Source organism: Nitrospira defluvii (assembly GCF_905220995.1).
In the GTDB taxonomy this organism is placed as follows: domain Bacteria; phylum Nitrospirota; class Nitrospiria; order Nitrospirales; family Nitrospiraceae; genus Nitrospira_A; species Nitrospira_A defluvii_C.
Genome location: NZ_CAJNBJ010000017.1, coordinates 417,864 through 433,329, shown reverse-complemented (window position 1 = coordinate 433,329; position 15,466 = coordinate 417,864). Strand labels below are relative to the sequence as shown.

Sequence of the window (15,466 nt, the reverse complement as noted above, 5' to 3'; positions counted from 1 at the left end):
CGATTACACTGCCGACGTCGCAAAGCGTCGCCGCAGGCGATTGCGCAACATCACCGCCGCCAGATTCAGCAACACCACGACGAGGATCAGGATCAACGTGGTCATATAGACCATGGGTTTGGCCGCCTCGACGTTAGGCGATTGAAAGCCGACGTCGTAAATATGAAATCCCAGATGCATGAACTTCCGATCGAGGTGCAGATAGGGGAAGTACTCGTCGAGGGGAAGCGCCGGGGCCAGCTTCACGACTCCCGTGAGCATCAACGGCGCCACTTCTCCGGCCGCCCGGGCCATCGCGAGGATCAGGCCCGTCAGAATGCCCGGCAGGGCGCAGGGGAGAATGACGTGCCGGATAGTCTCGAACTTTGTGGCACCGAGCCCCACCGACCCTTCGCGAAAATCTCGGGGGACGGCGGAGAGCCCTTCCTCCGTGGCGACGATCACGACCGGAACGGTCAGCAACGCCAGCGTCAGCGAGGCCCAGAGAATCCCCCCGGTGCCGAAGGTGGGGTTGGGCAGGGCCTCGGGGAACAGCCACTGATCGATCGTCCCTCCGAGCGCATAGACAAAAAATGCCAGACCGAACACCCCGAAGACGATGGACGGCACGCCGGCAAGGTTGTTCACCGCGATGCGGACCAGCCGCACGAGCGGGCCCTGCGTGGCATACTCGCGCAGATATACCGCCGCCATCACGCCGAACGGCATCACCGCGAGCGTCATGAGAAACACCATCAGGACGGTCCCGAAAATCGCCGGAAAGATCCCGCCTTCGGTATTGGCCTCACGCGGCTCCCCCGACACGAACTGCCAAAGGTTCTGCACATAGGCCCACGACTTCTCCAAGAGCGTCATCGCGTTCGGCCGGCTCACCGCCAACACTCGATCCAGCGACAACCGTACCGACGTGCTATTGGAGAGCGTCAAGACCAGCACTTCCTGCCCGGCTTCCGTGCGCAAGCGATCGAGAACTTCCGTTTTGGCGACATAGTCCCGTTCGAGTAGGGCGATCCGCTCGACCAGGCGCCCGTCTTCCTCGGCCTCATCCGGCCCTTGTTGTTTCTTCAAGGCCAGGGCCTGACGCGCCAGCCTGGCCTGTTCGATACGATGGTTGACGGTCCCGATCTCATCGCGCTCAAGATGCTCGATGCGTCGACGAAGCTGATTCGCCCGTTCCACCAACGTGACGACGGTCGACCAGGTGCTCTCCGAGCCGGTCTTTGCCGCACCATCCTGCGTGCCGACCGTGATGCGACCAAAGGCCGGACCCCACTCTCGGCGCTCCACAACGGCCAGATCGTCGGGGGTGGCGATCGATTGAATGTCGGCCTCGTTGATCCACCGGTACTCGGACCCGAACTGATCCCGGTTCCCGACTCGGTATCGAAAGCGCAGCGGGCTTGCTCCCGTCCCTGAAGCGCCGGATTCGGGAATGACCTCTTCACCTACCAGACGGCCGATGACCTGTTCCTGGCTCTTGAGCGTCAGCTGCTGCAGCGTGCCGGGCCAGAATTGGCCGAGCCCGTTGAGCATGATCAACACCATCATGCCGGCGACCATCAACAGACTCAGGGCCACGCCGGATGCCGTCAGCCAGACGAACAGCTCTCCACCGCGCCAAAAATCCTTCATCAGTTTCGAGGGTTCAACCATGGGTGTATTTGTCCCGGAGGCGCTGGCGAACCAGTTCCGCGAGTGAATTCACGACAAAGGTAACGACGAACAGCAACAACGCCGCCAGGAAGAGCACGCGATAGAGACTGCCGCCATGCGGGGCTTCGGGGATTTCCACGGCAATATTCGCCGAGAGGGTCCGGAAGCCGTTGGCCCAACTCCAATCCAGGATCGGCGTATTCCCTGTCGCCATGAGCACGATCATCGTTTCTCCGATCGCGCGCCCGAACCCGATCATGACGGCGGAAAATATTCCCGGGCTGGCGGAGAGCAGCACCAGATGCAGAACGGTTTGCCAGCGCGTGGCTCCCAGGGCCAGCGAGCCGGCAATCTGACTTTTAGGCACATTGGAGAGCGCTTCCTCCGCAATGCTGTAGATCACCGGCACGATCGCAAACCCCATCACAATCCCGACCACGAGCGCATTGCGCTGGTCATACTGAATACCCATATGCGTCGAGAGCCAGACCTTGATGTTCCCCTCAAACCACCAGTCTTCGAAGAACGAGTTGGCCCAGAGACAGCCGCCGATCCCGAAGCCCAAGACGGGGATCAAGACCAAGGCTTCCTTGCCGTGCGGCAGGTAGCGTGTGACGGCCGGAGGGCAGAGGGACCACCCGAGCGAGGCCACCACCACCAACGTCGGCACCACCAGGACCATAGCGACGACCGACGGCAACATCCGTTCGAGGAGGGGAGCCAGCCACAACCCGGCCAGAAACCCGAGTACCACCGTCGGCAGGGCCGCCATCACTTCGATGGTCGGTTTCACGGATGCGCGGAGGTCCTGATGCATGAACTGCGAGGTGCACATCGCCGCCAGGATCGCAATCGGCACAGCGAGCAGGAGAGCATAGAGCGTTCCCTTCAACGTGCCGAAGGCGAGCGGGAGCAGTCCGAGTTTCGGCTCGACGTCGTCCGATCCAGAGGACGACTGCCAGACATGGGCGGGCTGATCGTACCCTTCATACCAGACCTTCCCGAAGAGGGTGCCCAGGGTGACTTCGGGATAGGGATTCTGCAATGCATACAACGACAGCTGCCCGGCGCCATCGAGCGCCATAAACCCGTCGCCTTTTGGCGCGAACGCCACGGCCCGAATCGGAAACTCGCCGGTGGACAGGCGGAGCAAGGTCTGAGAGGAGGTGGCATGGTGCAGGAACAGATTGCCCTGCAAATCGCCGGTCAGGAATCCTTTGATCCGTTGTGAGGGCGCGAAGGACGTGACCGGCCCCTTGTGAGCATGCAGCGCATGCATCCGGCTGAGCGTCCAACCGGCCGGCACATCGGCGCGCCTGACGAGGCCCCAGGTCGAGACCCCGCCGTCCGCGGTCATGATCACGAGACTGCGATCGCCGCTCAGCAACCCGAGTGACGTCACGGCGGTTGCAGGCGGAGCGACAGGATAGGAGGCCCGCAGCTCGGGCGCGGCCGTTTCTGAAAGCGCGAGGTGCGCGACCGCTCCGGTGGAGAGGCCCACGTAGAGATTTTCCAGAAGCGAATCCAAGGCCAGCGCCGTTACCGCACCGGCCGGCTGCGGCAGTTCCGTGATCAGGGGATGGTCGCCGGAAGGATCGTCCGCCGCGAGCCGCACGAGCAGCAACCGGCCGGCCTTGGAGGCCAGGGCAAAGACCGTCCCGTGGTCGGTCGTACGATAGGCCAGCCGGACAATGGGACTGGTCGTCACAGGAATGGGTACGCCGGCTCGAATGTACGGATGCTTCTGTCGCTCGCCGCGATCAGAGAACTGCGTCGTGATACCGATCTTCAGCAAGAGCATCGACCCGTCGGCCGTCCCCACCGCAACTCGTTGCCCCGTCCCGCCGCCCGAGGCCATCGCGGTGATCTGCTGCCCCGCCATTTGCGGCGGCATCTCCATCGGAATGGGCTGCCCGGATTTCAAATCGAAGAACTGAACGGCGCGCGAGGTGAACACTTGCGCAATTTCACGATGTTCATCCACGGCAATTTGCGCGGGTCCCTGTTCTTCGAGCAGGGCGGGCACACTGAGGCGTTGGCTGAGCTTGGCGCTCGGCGGTGAAAAGAGCGGCGTGACCTCACGGAACAAAAAGAAAAAGATGGCGAGAATGCTGACGATGGTCGCCAATCCACCGACCGTGATGATGTGACGAGCGGCTCGGTCGAGCGCTGCGCGGATATTGAACGGTGTGAGCATGGGGAGGATGCGGCTGCGCTCCATCAGCGGATCTTGGCGAGATGTTTTTCAGCCAGCGCCGCGTCGACCGGGAAATAGCCGTCCCTGAGTACGTCCGACTGTCCCTCTTTGCTGTAGACGTAGGTCAGAAACTCTTTGACGATGGGGGACAGCGGTTTGCCCGGAGCTTGATTCACATAGATATACAGGTAGCGCCACAGCGGATAGGTGCCGTTCTTGGTGTTGGCCTCCGTCGGTTCCACGAACGGTTGCCCGGACTTTTCCGCCAGCGGAACCATTCTGACCCCGGAGGTGGTGTACCCGATGCCGCTGTACCCGATGCCGTATCGATCTTCGCTGATGCCTTGCACCACGGAAGCCGACCCCGGCTGTTCCTTCACCTGATCCTTGAAGTCGCCGTTTTTCAATGCATGTTCTTTGAAGAACCCATAGGTCCCCGAGGCCGAGTTGCGACCGTAGAGACTGATCGGGGCGTTTGCCCAATCCCCGGTATGGCCGAGCTGCCCCCAACGGGTGACATCCGTGGCGTGCCCCTGGCGGCGCGATTTCGAAAACAGCGCATCCACTTGCGGAACGGTCAGTCCCGCGATCGGATTGTCCTTGTTCACGAAGAGCGCCAGGGCGTCGACGGCGACCGGGTAGGCGGTGGGGGGATAGCCGAACTTGGACTCAAACGCATCGATCTCACTCGACTTCATCGTTCGCGACATCGGACCCAATTGGGCCGTATTTTCGATCAACGCGGGCGGAGCCGTGCTCGACCCCTTCCCCTCGACTTGGATTTTGACGTTGGGATATTGCTTGCGGAATCCCTCGGCCCACAGGGTGATCAAATTGTTCAGGGTATCGGAACCGATGCTGTTGATGGTGCCGGATACGCCGCTGACCTTCTGGTAGGGGCGCAAGGTCGCCTCCTTCCCGTCGGACGGACCGGCGCAGGCAGGCGGCAGGATGATGACGGCATAGAGCATGGCAAACAACGCGACACACACCGCTCGCTGCATGTTCGTGGGTTCTTGGGACATCACGGGCATCCTTTCGTGTCACACAGTAAAGAGACGAGGTTTCATCACGATAGAAAAATTATTAAGAGCGGGTTAACTCTTGCCCTTCTCGCGGCCTCGATCGCCACCGTACAGGCCTGCGATGCCGGGCGATTCACCCTTGAGTTACTTGCGCGTTAATTCTGATCGATCCGGTTCAGGCCGTCGCAGCGGGCCGGTGGAATTTACGCCGTCGAAACAGGGTATTGAGCCGGTGAAAACACCTGGTACGTAGGCTGCCCTGTCATGAGTGCTCCGTTGATCCAGATCATCGAGGATGAACCGCTGCATGCGCAGTTGCTCGACCGTGCGCTCCGGCAAGCCTCGTTTACGACCGCGCTCGCCGTCGATGGTCATAGCGGATGGCATGAGACTCAACGGTTGCGTCCGTCGTTGATCCTGCTGGACCTCCTGTTGCCGGGTCTCAGCGGGCCTGAGATCTGCCGGCTGGTGCGCAGTACATCGGCCACCTGCCGCATTCCCATCATCATGGTGACGGCCCTCGGCACCGAGGAAGACCGGATCGCCGGACTCCAATCCGGCGCGGACGATTACGTGGTGAAGCCCTTCAGTCCGCGCGAGGTCGTCTCACGTGTGCAAGCGGTTCTGCGTCGAAGCGCGCATTCCGGTGCGCCGGTAGCGACGCTCTCCCATGATGGGTTGACGGTGCAGGAAGCCTGTTTCGTCGTGACCCTGCACGAGCGGCAGGTCACGGTGTCGGAGATGGAATTGTCACTCCTCCGGTTCATGCTGGAGCGGGAGGGTGAACTCGTATCGGCGATGGGTTTTCTCGCCGCAATCGGGAGCGAACGGCACGAGCTGTTCCCGGACGACGTGGCACGGCACGTTCGCACGCTTCACCGCAAGCTCGAGAACAGCCAGGCAGGCTCCATCGAATTCCTGCCGGGATTCCGCTATCGATTGCACGGGGCGCCTCGCCCGGTTTCACCGGCGGGAAAATTGTGATGGGTGAACCGACACCAAAGAAGAGTGCGCGCCTCGTTCGTCGCTCGTGACAGCTCTGTTGCGGATCCTCATGAGTTCCGTCTCATGATTCACGATTCACGGATGTGGAGAACGCCGCCGCAGACCTGTTCAGCATCCTGCTACAGCAATCCGGTGATAAGCCCCAGTCCGATCACCAACATCCCCGCCGCGACGACGATCCGCACGGCGACGAATGTGACCTTCTGCAACAACCGCATCCCCGCATAGGATCCCAGGCAGGCGCAGACCGTCCCCACGAGGACCGGCGCCGCCAGGTCGACGGATCGCGTGAACTGATCGGCCATGAACCCGATGCCATAGCCCAGGAGCCGTGACGCGTCCACGATCACTGCCGAAACAATGCCTGTCGCGATAAAAGCCTCTTTCGAGAGGCCGGCTTTCAGCAGAAATGCCGAACGGAGTGCGCCTTGGTTGCCGGAGAGGCCGCCGAAGAAGCCCGAAAGCGCTCCTCCCAGCGGGAGCCACCGCGGCGCGAAGGTCACGGATTGGAAACGCGGCCAAAATTCCAGCAAAGCAAACACCATGATCAGCACCCCGATCACAGCCTTGACGGGTGTGACGTGAAACGTGGCAGGGCCCAGACGATAACCGGCCAGGACCGGCAGGCGGTCGAACAACGTCAACAGCATCGCGCCACCCAATGCGGCAAAGGCGGCCGGAATGCCGAACCGAGCCACTACCCGCCAGTCGGCATCCTTGGCCATCAATCCGAATTTGAACAGGTTGTTGGCGACATGCACCACCGCGGTGGCGGCGATGGCCATGGGAACCGGAAAGAACAGCGCAAACACCGGCATCAGGATCGTCCCAATGCCGAACCCGGAAAAAAAGGTCAGACCGGCGGCCAGCAAGGCCACCGCTCCGATCAGCAGGATTTCCATCCACACATCCTCACACCTCTGTCCGGATCGGCCTTCTTAACAGGTTGCGGAAACACTCGATTCTTGCCTCATAGCGCGCGGTGAGCTCCACATGCCCTCCCGCGTCAGCAAGCACTGCAGGATGCGCAAAAAGGCCGTCCAGCAAGGCCGCAGTAAGCGAAGGGGCGAATCGTACTCTTGCGGTACGGTGAGCCGCTGAGGTTCACGCCGCGCGGAATAACGTGCGGCACGTTTGTGAACGCCGCCGAGTCGGTGAGGCGGCCGTGTCTTGCGAGAACGCCGCTGGCGGACTTTTTCCGCATCCTGCTAGGCAATAGGGCCTGGGCCGAGATCCGGCGACAAGGTATGGGCCAGTCGCAACTCGCGCAGCATGGCCCGTTTCTTGGTTTGATGCTCCTGCATCCGCCGGAGAATATCATCCAACAACCGCACGGCGCTGAGCATGTGGGGCCCCTTGTTGAGCATGACACATTCCGCGCGGTCGCCCATCGCCGCGTCCGTGATCTCGGCCCGCGACGGCATGCCGTCCTTCGCCAGCGATTCGAGGACTTGTGTGGCCCAAATCACGGGAACATGGGCTGCCTCACAGAGCCAGAGGATTTCCTCCTGCACCTCCGCCAACCGTTCGAAGCCGCATTCGACGGCCAGATCGCCGCGGGCGATCATCACTCCGCAACTGGGGGCTCGCATCGCAGTCAGCAACATATCCGGGAGATTTTCGAACCCGCGCCTGGTCTCGATCTTCAGCACGATGGCCGGCTGCCGGTCGCCCGCGCGCGCGAGATGATCCTGGAGCGATTCGACATCCTCGATCGTATTCGCGAACGATAACTCGACGACATCGGCGTGCTCCGCCACGAAGGCCAGGTCTTCGAGGTCTTTCGACGTCAACGCCGGAAGACGGAGGCGACTCTCGGGGAGGTTGATGCCCTTGTCGCCCCGCAATTTGTCACCCTGCTCCCGGGCATGGGTGATCCGGACGACCATCCGCTGCTGCTCCACGACCTCCACCACACCGCCGATCTTGCCGTCGTCGAACCAGATCGTTTCGCCAGGCCGCACATCGTCGCTCACCTCAGGCAGGGTGCAGCCGATCGTCGCCGACGTGAGCACCGTTCCATCGGCATCGACCGCTGCGGGACGGCCAGGCCGCTGATCCCGCGTGACATGCAGGACGTCACCGCGACGCAGCACAATGGCGGGCTCTCCGGAGGGAATGGCACTCACCGCGGCCTCCCGATATTTTCGCTTGGTAGTGCGCTGCCCCGAGGTCAGGACCGTACCCGGTACCACATAGATCGTCTTACACGCCTCCGCCCAACAACCGCCCTGTATCACCTCAACTACCTCCAGGCTCCGCGTTGCGCCGCGCGCGTCGCACAAGCGGATATCGGTGCCGCGTTTCAGACGGGCCAGCCACTCGCGAGGAACACTTAGACAGGCGTCCGCCGGAACCGGCGGCTGCGCATCCGCCGTCAGCCATACTCGCGCAGGGCTCGTCACCCGTCCATAGGCATCCCGCTGCGGTCGTATCCGCGCAACCGCCAGTTGTGAATCGAGCGGTCCCGTTCGGAGCTTCGGACCGGCCAAGTCCATCACGAGGCGACAGGATCGGTTGAGGGCGCGTTCGGCCCGACGCAAATGCTCGATCATCCGCGACCAGGCGGCAGGATCGTCATGGGCGCAGTTGATTCGCATGCAGTTCATGCCTTGCTGCAGCAGCTTATGGATGAGGAGGGGATCGTCCGCCGCTTCACTCGGCATGGTGACCATGATGCGGACCCCGCGCCCCGAGGTCGCGGGACCCAAGAGGGCATCGGTATGGTCCGCGAGCAATCGCCTGCCGGAGGCAAAATCGAGGCTGCTCTCCTGCGGGTCCGCGGGCGTGGTCCGGCCCGCCAGGCGATGCACCACGTGGAGAGCGGTCTCGACCGTTGCCAGCACGTGCGACTCGCACCGGCCGAGCGAAGAGAGTCCGAGGCAGGCTAACCGATGCTGTAACGGACGCAGGTCGCGGCGCCGAAGGGCCAGGTACTGCAGAAGATTTCTGGCGCTCCACCGATAGTTCGCGTGAAGCTTCGCCAACCGTCCCTGTGAATGGGCGGGCGCGGCGAGTACGTCCTCCTGAAGGTCGAGGAGATCCCGGAGCACCGCATCGAGGTCTTGTTCCGTGTGGGAAACCTTCTGCTCCATGCGGTCAGGATATCACGCCGATGAGAGGGCTGTGAGACGTGCTTACCCGACGCATGAGAGCGCCTTGGGTCTCACGGCCGACCATTCGACTTCATAGGTGAAGCCCCGGCGGAAGAGGATGATCTCGCCGCGACGGCTGAGGTCATCGACGGTGGTGAAGACCTGATTCCAGGTCAGCTCAGGCAACAGGGCCACGAGCTGTTCCAAGGTCAACGACCGGCGAACGCTCAAGAGATCACAGATCAAGGCGGCACTCTCGAAAGACAGGGGTGAAGGCGCCATGGCGGTCCTCCTGGTTTGTGGTTGGCGGGTACAGGATCGAGCGGCCCTGACGGAAGCCACTCAGCGTATAGGATATAGAGTAGGGCGATCGAATCACCGGCGAATCATGGGGACGTTAATGTCGGGTAAATTTTCCCGCAGCGGCTGTCGTGGCATTTACGACACCCAACTCGAAGATCACTTGCCGGCGCTCTCTCCATGGGCAGGGGAACAACGGACCGCCACCACTCGAATCGCGCCGAGCGCCAGGAGAATCGCGCCGAGCGAGACCAGTTTGGCGTGATCGGCGTCCTTGAACCAGAGCGAAATGATCTCCGTCAGCATCACCACCAGGATGGTATCGACGATGAAGGTGACCTTCACGCGGCCTTCTGAAAAGTAGGTCACGGTGGTTTTGAACACTTCCACCACTGCGAGCAGAATCAGCGTATCGACGATGATCTGTCTGAGCCCGATCTCCACCGGAGCGTGCAGCAACATGCCGATATCCAGAAACGTCTTGATCACCCCGCCGGTCAGGGCGGTCAGGATCGTCAGGATCAGCAGACTGAGGACGGCCTTGATCCCTTTCATCCAGACGTCGGTCAGATCGGTATCCAAGACGCGATCGATGAACCCGTTGATCCGATTGATGCGTGGTTGCAGTTCTGAAAACGTCATCCGTTCATAATCCTTTCGTGTGTATCGACATAGGCTTCCCGTTGGACTTCACCACCCGTTCCTGATCATCGCGGACCACACCGCGGCGATCAGCGCGACCAGCAGAAGCATCGAGAGAAAAAATGAGCCGTTGGTGGACACCGGCGTCATCAACCACTCTGACAGCATGGAACACCTCCTTGATGGATTCTCGTTGAATTCTCGCGCCGACCTTCGCTTCAGAGTCTAGAAAACCACTGTTCCAGCCGGCTTATGAGCCGGTTACGGCACCGTTACTTCTCTGGGAAGGACCGGAACGGCAAGAGTTAACACGGAGTTAACGAACAGCTAATAACACAGCAATTGCGTTATTTTATCTTCCGCGCATGGTACGACCGACGAACTTTGTGCACCACGACTCGCGCCGACATTGAGGGAATCAGATTTATTCACACGGAGGAACGACATGAGTGACGTGACAACAGGTCTGGGGATCAGGGGGAAGCGCCTTTCGAGGCTGGCGGCAGTGACCATCGGCACGTTAGTGGCTTTTTCGGCTGGCCATGCTGCAGCCGAACACGCGGGACTGAGCGGCGGCGGCCCCAACGTCGACCCCGCAATCGAGCCCTATGTGAACCACAACGGTCTCCAGGGGAAACTGAGCATCGCCGGCTCGGATACGATGCGGCCGCTGATTGCAAAGCTCGCCGCGCAGTTCTCCAGCCTTCATCCAGCCGCACAGATTGCGGTCGAAGGAACCGGGTCGAGCGCCGCCATCCGCGAGTTCCTGCTGGGTCTCTCCTATCAACGACGTGGGGACAAGGTACAGGGCCGGGGAACGGGTGGATCGAGCACGGTCGAATTGCTCGCCTCTTCCCGGCAGTTGACGGAAGAGGAATCCAAGGGCTTTGAATCCAATTATGGCTATCGCCCCTTGGAAGTGCCTATCGCCATGGATGCAGTCGCCATCTATGTGAACAAGGACAACCCTCTTCAGCGCCTGACCTTGGCGGAAGTGGATGCTATTTTCGGAAAAGATCATAAACGCGGCCTTGGCCCCATCACCAATTGGAGTCAAATCGGAATGGGCAACTCCGCGCTGGCCAAGCAGCCTGTTCACCTGTACGGGAGAGACAAGCGCTCCGGCACCAGGGAGTTTTTCAAACATGTCGCCCTGAAGGACGGGGAGCTCGTGGACGACGTGGTCGAGCAACCGGGCTCGGCCTCGGAGATCATTGCGATCGCCCAAGACCCGCTTGGTCTGGGTTATGCCGGCGCCGGTTTCGACATTTCAGCCGTACGCCAGGTGCCCATTGCCGCCCAGCCCGAAGGACCGGCCCTGTTGCCGTCGATCGAGACCGTCACCTCAGGGGCCTATCCGTTGGGCCGTTCGTTGTACCTGTACGTGAAGAAGGGCCCGAAGGACAAACTGGATCCGGTCGTGGAAGAGTTTCTGGCCTTTGTGAACAGCCGCCAGGGACAGGAAACCGTGGCGCGGGCGAACTTCTATCCGCTGACCTCAACGCAGGTGGCGAAGAATCGCCAGGAGCTGGGGCTGGACAAAGGGGCGATGGTCACCCTCCCGCCTCAGGACCTGCGGATCGCCGAACAACGAACACGGTAACCTCCTTTTCCATCGCATCTGCGACGAGGGAACGGACAGGGAGCGCCTGGTGCAAAAGGCGCTCCCTTTTCTGTTTTTTTTGGTATGATGCGCGCGATTCGGCCCCCGATGTTCATGACCACCGATCATGCGTTCCCACGAACCAGAGACTGGAGAACAGGAATGGATCCCATGTTGCGTCGAACAGTCATCCTCCCCTTGCTCCTTGCCGCCGCGGCGCACTTCGGCTGCAGCACCCCGCCGCCGCCACGCACCTCGTACCAAGATCCCATCACCGCGATCCGGCTGTACGTGGATGACCATGCGCAATCCAGCCATCAGCACCCCGCCGACATCTCCCCGGAACAGATGGCGAAGGTGCTGGGCGGCCTGCGTGTCTTTCCGCGATCCGGCTTCATCGGGTCCTTGATCTCGGGACAGGCTAGCCCCAAGCCCGCCTTTGCATCCACTGAAATCCAGGCCTTGGCTCCGAGACTCAGCCGGGCGCTGACTGAAGCCAAACCCGACGAACTGGTGACGTTTTACCGTCGTTTCTCCGACAACAACACCGGACTGGCCGTCACGTCCGGCGGGATGTTCGTCCAGGACGGGTATCTGACGGTGATCCTCGCCAACGATCGGACGCTCCCGACCGATGGCATGAACCAAAACATGGTAACGGATTTTGATCCGATCGACAGTCCGCTCGTTCCGATTGCGCGCACGAGTTTTCGACTTGAATTCGCGCAGCCTTCGGCGCTGGCCGCGCCCGACAAACGACCCGCTTGGCCCTATATCGACGAAGGCCGCATTCTCGCCATCGACCTTCGGCGGCTGTCCGCCGAGCCTAGATCCTCGGCCGTCCATCCGGCGCCGTAATTCCTTTCCTATCTTAGGATCGTGCCGCCAGCCGACAAGACGTACTGTCTTCTCGGTCGGCGGCCCACATCCTGTGACGAATGGCATCGCCTCTCGTCACGGGCCGGCGGTCCTCCGAGAGGCCGAGGCCTGCACCAGGCGGCTGGTGAGACCACGCGAGCCGAGCTCGTCAGCCGGCCTGCCGGTGTCTGTAGGGGATATGTTCGTGAAGAACGGGGACGAACTTGATGTGAAGACAACGGTCGCAGGCTAGTCGGCTCCCCTCATCACCCGTCGTCCGTGAAACGTCGTTCATCTCGCGTGACAGCACGGGTGAGGATCCTCACGAGATACGCTTCACGATTCACGGATGTCGAGAACGCCGCCGGCGGGCTTTTTCCGTATCCTGCTGGCGGGCCGGGCGAGCAGGAAGGCGGGCGTCCTGGAGATTCATTCCGGACGCCCGCCACAGACTAGACTGTCGTCAGTTCCAGAACCATTGCGTCATGAATCGCATCTGCGAGGCATCGAAGTCGTTTTGGGCACGGTTCGCAACCAGCGTGCTGTTCAAACCGTCCTTGGACATCCACTCCGCCACCACTCTGAAATGCGTATCCGGCTCCCACACCAGACCGATATTCCAGGTGCGGGATTGGCCGTCCGGCGCCCCGTTGATCGATTTGAAGCCGCCATAGTATTCGCCGTAACGCACATACGGCGTCAACATGCCGACATCCGAGTAACGCCAAGTATAGTACCCTTGCACATATCCGCCGACGACGTTGCTCTCTTCGATGAAGTTGGTCTGCGCATTCCGTTTCGGTCCACGCCCCACGGTGAACTCGGCCAAGATACCCCAAGGTTGCGGAGGGGTCCAGACATAGGCCGTGATTCGCTGATCCTTGATATCGCAGCCACTCTCCGAGGTTAATGGGCTGATACACTTCGCAGCCCCGGTACCCGTCGGCGCGCTGGCTCCCTGCACGGAAAACACGCCATGGTAGCCGAGCACACCGGCTTCGAGCAGTCGACCGTTTCGGAATTGGAAGGGATAGGAGAGTTTGGCGCCGATATGTTTATCCTTGTTCAACTCCAACCGGCTCCTGCCTTGTCCGTTGTAGACCATGACTCCGAAGACACCGTAGTCGCCGGGCCCGTTGTGATACGCGGCCAGTTGAGTGAACCGCTCCTGTGCGACCTTCGGACTCCAGTAGTAGGCTACGCCCAGATCGCGTTCACCCGGCGCGCCGCTCTGGATGGATTCGTGCCGGTCCATTTCCTGCCGGTTTGTGCTCGACCGATACGTATCGAACGCGTTGGGAACGCGTTGTAGACCGAAACGGAAGCGGTGCACCTTGTCCTTGGTGAGGTAGTAATCCACCATGGCATCGATCATTTCATTGTTTGCCGGCGTCTGTTGCCCACCTTCGAGCGCGAATTGCATGAAGAAGGCCACCCGTTCCGACACTTGCCCCTGGAACACCAACCGCATCCGGCGGATGTAAAATTCATTGCCCTGCTGGTCGCCGAAGCTGTCGCCCAAAGGATTGTCGAACAGGCGATTCGTGGCCGCCATGTTGTACTTATATTGGATGTACCCGGTCATGCGGATCCGTTCATACCAGCGTGGATTGCCGGACATCTGTAATTCCGATGACTGTTCGAACACGCGGCGTTCTTCCTCGGCCTTGAGACGGATCCAGTCTTCCTGCGTGATCACGCCTTTCTCGAGCAACAGACTTTCGAGCGAGGTGCTCTCGATCGACAGGCGCTGACCCGATGTTTCTCGGTCGGTACTGTTCGCAGTGGGTATCGCCTGTGGGACCGTCTCCATGGCGGAGAGGCCCTGGCTGGATTGAACAGGCCCCTGCGCGACTACCACCGGCGTGGTATCGTTTGCGCCTGCCGATGCCTGCAGCGGCAAGAACAGGAGCGCGCCGGCAATACCGAGCGTCGCCGCAGCCCGTTGTAATACACACATCCCCCCGTACTTCATTCAAGCCTCCTCATAGTGTGATGCTTGTACCGATCGGCCCATGATCGCGGCCCACAGTACAGATGATAAAACCGGATGATTTCACGGGCGCACTATCGGTGCGCTTCGTGACGGCACCGTCACCGCCTGGTTAAGACTGTGTAAACAGCCGCCGGAGAGAGTAAGACCGTCTGAGAATTTACCCTCACGTAACATGTCGATTACCGTCGAACAATCTTTTGCCGCCATAGTCCGATCCGGACACAGGAGGATTCAGACGCATGAGCGACATGGAGAAAATGTTGCTGTTGGTGAGCGCCGACCACACGGCGACCGGTTTACTGGGGAAATTGCTCGAGATGAACGGCTATCGTACCTGCGTGGTGACGACCGTCGCCTCCGCGCTCAGCGAGATTCGGGCGAGACCTCCGGTGCTGATTCTCCTGGATCGACAGCTGCTCGTGAAGGAGGGCGGCCGTCGAGATCAATTTCCCGCTGCGATTCCCATTATCGTACTCCAACCGTTCGACAAGTCCTGCGGCCAAGATGAATGCCTTACCGAGTTGGAGGCCGGATTCGACCTCGTGTTCTGTTCTCCACACTCCCGCGAACTACTGGCCCATATCCGGGCGATTCTGCGTCGACAGCAGATGCCGGCGGCCGCTCCGTCTGTGCTTCGCGCCCAAGGCCTCGCGATGGATACCGCGCGCCATGAGGTAACGGTCGGAGGAACACTTGTCGAGCTCACGCCGAAAGAGTTTCGCATCCTCCATCAGTTTCTGCTCTCGCCTGGCGTTGTGCTGTCCCGGCAGGAATTGTTGAATCGCGTCTGGGGAGAAGATTACGCGCTCGAAGAACATGCGCTGGATGTCCACATTCACTCGCTGCGTCAGAAAATCGAGGCGGATCCTTCCAAGCCAAGATTCGTCGTCACGATCCGCGGCATCGGATACAAACTGCAAGCTTCCTAACTTTCGCCGTTCCACCGCCATGTCGCCATACCGCCGAGCCTGCGGGTCGCCGTCGATTCACCACGCGGGGAGCGTACAAGGCGCCCGTAGGCTGTACCCGAACGGAAAGAACGGCGGGGAGTATGCCGCCAAGGCAGGGGAGAACCCGGGGGAGGGGATTGTA

12 protein-coding genes are annotated in these 15,466 nt (G+C 61.0%); 4 read left to right on the top strand and 8 right to left on the bottom strand.

Features of this window, described 5'->3' with window-relative positions; translation table 11 throughout:
• Positions 1-3 precede the first annotated feature (3 nt).
• The 3 genes from pstA to KJA79_RS17125 are packed head-to-tail and all read right to left on the bottom strand — an operon-like array spanning position 4 to position 4,875.
• Positions 4-1,653, bottom strand: a complete 1,650-nt coding sequence (pstA, locus tag KJA79_RS17135; protein WP_213043276.1) for a phosphate ABC transporter permease PstA — start codon at positions 1,651-1,653, stop codon at positions 4-6.
• The gene (locus KJA79_RS17130) at positions 1,646-3,874 is read right to left on the bottom strand and encodes an ABC transporter permease subunit (RefSeq protein ID WP_213043275.1); all 2,229 of its coding nucleotides are present in this window, start codon (positions 3,872-3,874) and stop codon (positions 1,646-1,648) included. Before KJA79_RS17130 ends, pstA begins: the two co-directional genes overlap by 8 nt.
• Positions 3,874-4,875, bottom strand: coding sequence for a PstS family phosphate ABC transporter substrate-binding protein (locus KJA79_RS17125; RefSeq protein WP_281412699.1), 1,002 nt, complete (start codon positions 4,873-4,875; stop codon positions 3,874-3,876). Before KJA79_RS17125 ends, KJA79_RS17130 begins: the two co-directional genes overlap by 1 nt.
• A gap of 264 nt (positions 4,876-5,139) precedes the next feature.
• On the opposite strand from KJA79_RS17125, the gene KJA79_RS17120 reads away from it, so the two are divergent.
• Positions 5,140-5,859: a response regulator transcription factor gene (locus KJA79_RS17120; RefSeq protein ID WP_213043274.1), complete on the top strand. Its 720-nt coding sequence runs from the start codon at positions 5,140-5,142 to the stop codon at positions 5,857-5,859.
• Between the two features lie 140 nt (positions 5,860-5,999).
• Here the strand turns inward: KJA79_RS17120 and KJA79_RS17115 are convergent, their stop codons facing one another.
• The 4 genes from KJA79_RS17115 to KJA79_RS17100 form a co-directional block, all read right to left on the bottom strand.
• Positions 6,000-6,782, bottom strand: coding sequence for a sulfite exporter TauE/SafE family protein (locus KJA79_RS17115; RefSeq protein WP_213043273.1), 783 nt, complete (start codon positions 6,780-6,782; stop codon positions 6,000-6,002).
• Between the two features lie 306 nt (positions 6,783-7,088).
• Positions 7,089-8,975 (bottom strand): pyruvate kinase, encoded by a 1,887-nt coding sequence (locus KJA79_RS17110; protein ID WP_213043272.1) that lies wholly within the window; start codon positions 8,973-8,975, stop codon positions 7,089-7,091.
• A gap of 42 nt (positions 8,976-9,017) precedes the next feature.
• Positions 9,018-9,257, bottom strand: coding sequence for a hypothetical protein (locus KJA79_RS17105; protein ID WP_213043271.1), 240 nt, complete (start codon positions 9,255-9,257; stop codon positions 9,018-9,020).
• A gap of 177 nt (positions 9,258-9,434) precedes the next feature.
• Positions 9,435-9,917, bottom strand: a complete 483-nt coding sequence (locus KJA79_RS17100; RefSeq protein WP_213043270.1) for a phosphate-starvation-inducible PsiE family protein — start codon at positions 9,915-9,917, stop codon at positions 9,435-9,437.
• 445 nt (positions 9,918-10,362) lie between these two features.
• On the opposite strand from KJA79_RS17100, the gene KJA79_RS17095 reads away from it, so the two are divergent.
• Together KJA79_RS17095 and KJA79_RS17090 are read left to right on the top strand one after the other, a co-directional pair.
• Positions 10,363-11,520: a PstS family phosphate ABC transporter substrate-binding protein gene (locus tag KJA79_RS17095; protein ID WP_213043269.1), complete on the top strand. Its 1,158-nt coding sequence runs from the start codon at positions 10,363-10,365 to the stop codon at positions 11,518-11,520.
• Positions 11,521-11,691: 171 nt separating this feature from the next.
• A complete protein-coding gene (locus KJA79_RS17090) occupies positions 11,692-12,378 on the top strand; it encodes a hypothetical protein (protein ID WP_213043268.1) in 687 nt (228 codons plus the stop codon).
• A 463-nt stretch (positions 12,379-12,841) separates the two neighbouring features.
• Here the strand turns inward: KJA79_RS17090 and KJA79_RS17085 are convergent, their stop codons facing one another.
• Positions 12,842-14,353, bottom strand: coding sequence for a porin (locus KJA79_RS17085; RefSeq protein WP_213043267.1), 1,512 nt, complete (start codon positions 14,351-14,353; stop codon positions 12,842-12,844).
• 260 nt (positions 14,354-14,613) lie between these two features.
• Between KJA79_RS17085 and KJA79_RS17080 the strand changes: the two genes are divergently transcribed.
• Positions 14,614-15,303: a winged helix-turn-helix domain-containing protein gene (locus tag KJA79_RS17080; RefSeq protein ID WP_213043266.1), complete on the top strand. Its 690-nt coding sequence runs from the start codon at positions 14,614-14,616 to the stop codon at positions 15,301-15,303.
• Positions 15,304-15,466 lie beyond the last annotated feature (163 nt).

Excerpts from the sequence above, each read along its gene's own strand:
- KJA79_RS17115 (WP_213043273.1), bottom strand. The coding sequence starts at position 6,782 with ATGGAAATCCTGCTGATCGGAGCGGTGGCCTTGCTGGCCGCCGGTCTG.
- KJA79_RS17125 (WP_281412699.1), bottom strand. The coding sequence starts at position 4,875 with ATGTCCCAAGAACCCACGAACATGCAGCGAGCGGTGTGTGTCGCGTTG.
- KJA79_RS17120 (WP_213043274.1), top strand. The coding sequence starts at position 5,140 with ATGAGTGCTCCGTTGATCCAGATCATCGAGGATGAACCGCTGCATGCG.
- pstA (WP_213043276.1), bottom strand. The coding sequence starts at position 1,653 with ATGGTTGAACCCTCGAAACTGATGAAGGATTTTTGGCGCGGTGGAGAG.
- KJA79_RS17100 (WP_213043270.1), bottom strand. The coding sequence starts at position 9,917 with ATGACGTTTTCAGAACTGCAACCACGCATCAATCGGATCAACGGGTTC.
- KJA79_RS17110 (WP_213043272.1), bottom strand. The coding sequence starts at position 8,975 with ATGGAGCAGAAGGTTTCCCACACGGAACAAGACCTCGATGCGGTGCTC.
- KJA79_RS17130 (WP_213043275.1), bottom strand. The coding sequence starts at position 3,874 with ATGGAGCGCAGCCGCATCCTCCCCATGCTCACACCGTTCAATATCCGC.
- KJA79_RS17085 (WP_213043267.1), bottom strand. The coding sequence starts at position 14,353 with ATGAAGTACGGGGGGATGTGTGTATTACAACGGGCTGCGGCGACGCTC.
- KJA79_RS17080 (WP_213043266.1), top strand. The coding sequence starts at position 14,614 with ATGAGCGACATGGAGAAAATGTTGCTGTTGGTGAGCGCCGACCACACG.
- KJA79_RS17090 (WP_213043268.1), top strand. The coding sequence starts at position 11,692 with ATGTTGCGTCGAACAGTCATCCTCCCCTTGCTCCTTGCCGCCGCGGCG.
- KJA79_RS17105 (WP_213043271.1), bottom strand. The coding sequence starts at position 9,257 with ATGGCGCCTTCACCCCTGTCTTTCGAGAGTGCCGCCTTGATCTGTGAT.
- KJA79_RS17095 (WP_213043269.1), top strand. The coding sequence starts at position 10,363 with ATGAGTGACGTGACAACAGGTCTGGGGATCAGGGGGAAGCGCCTTTCG.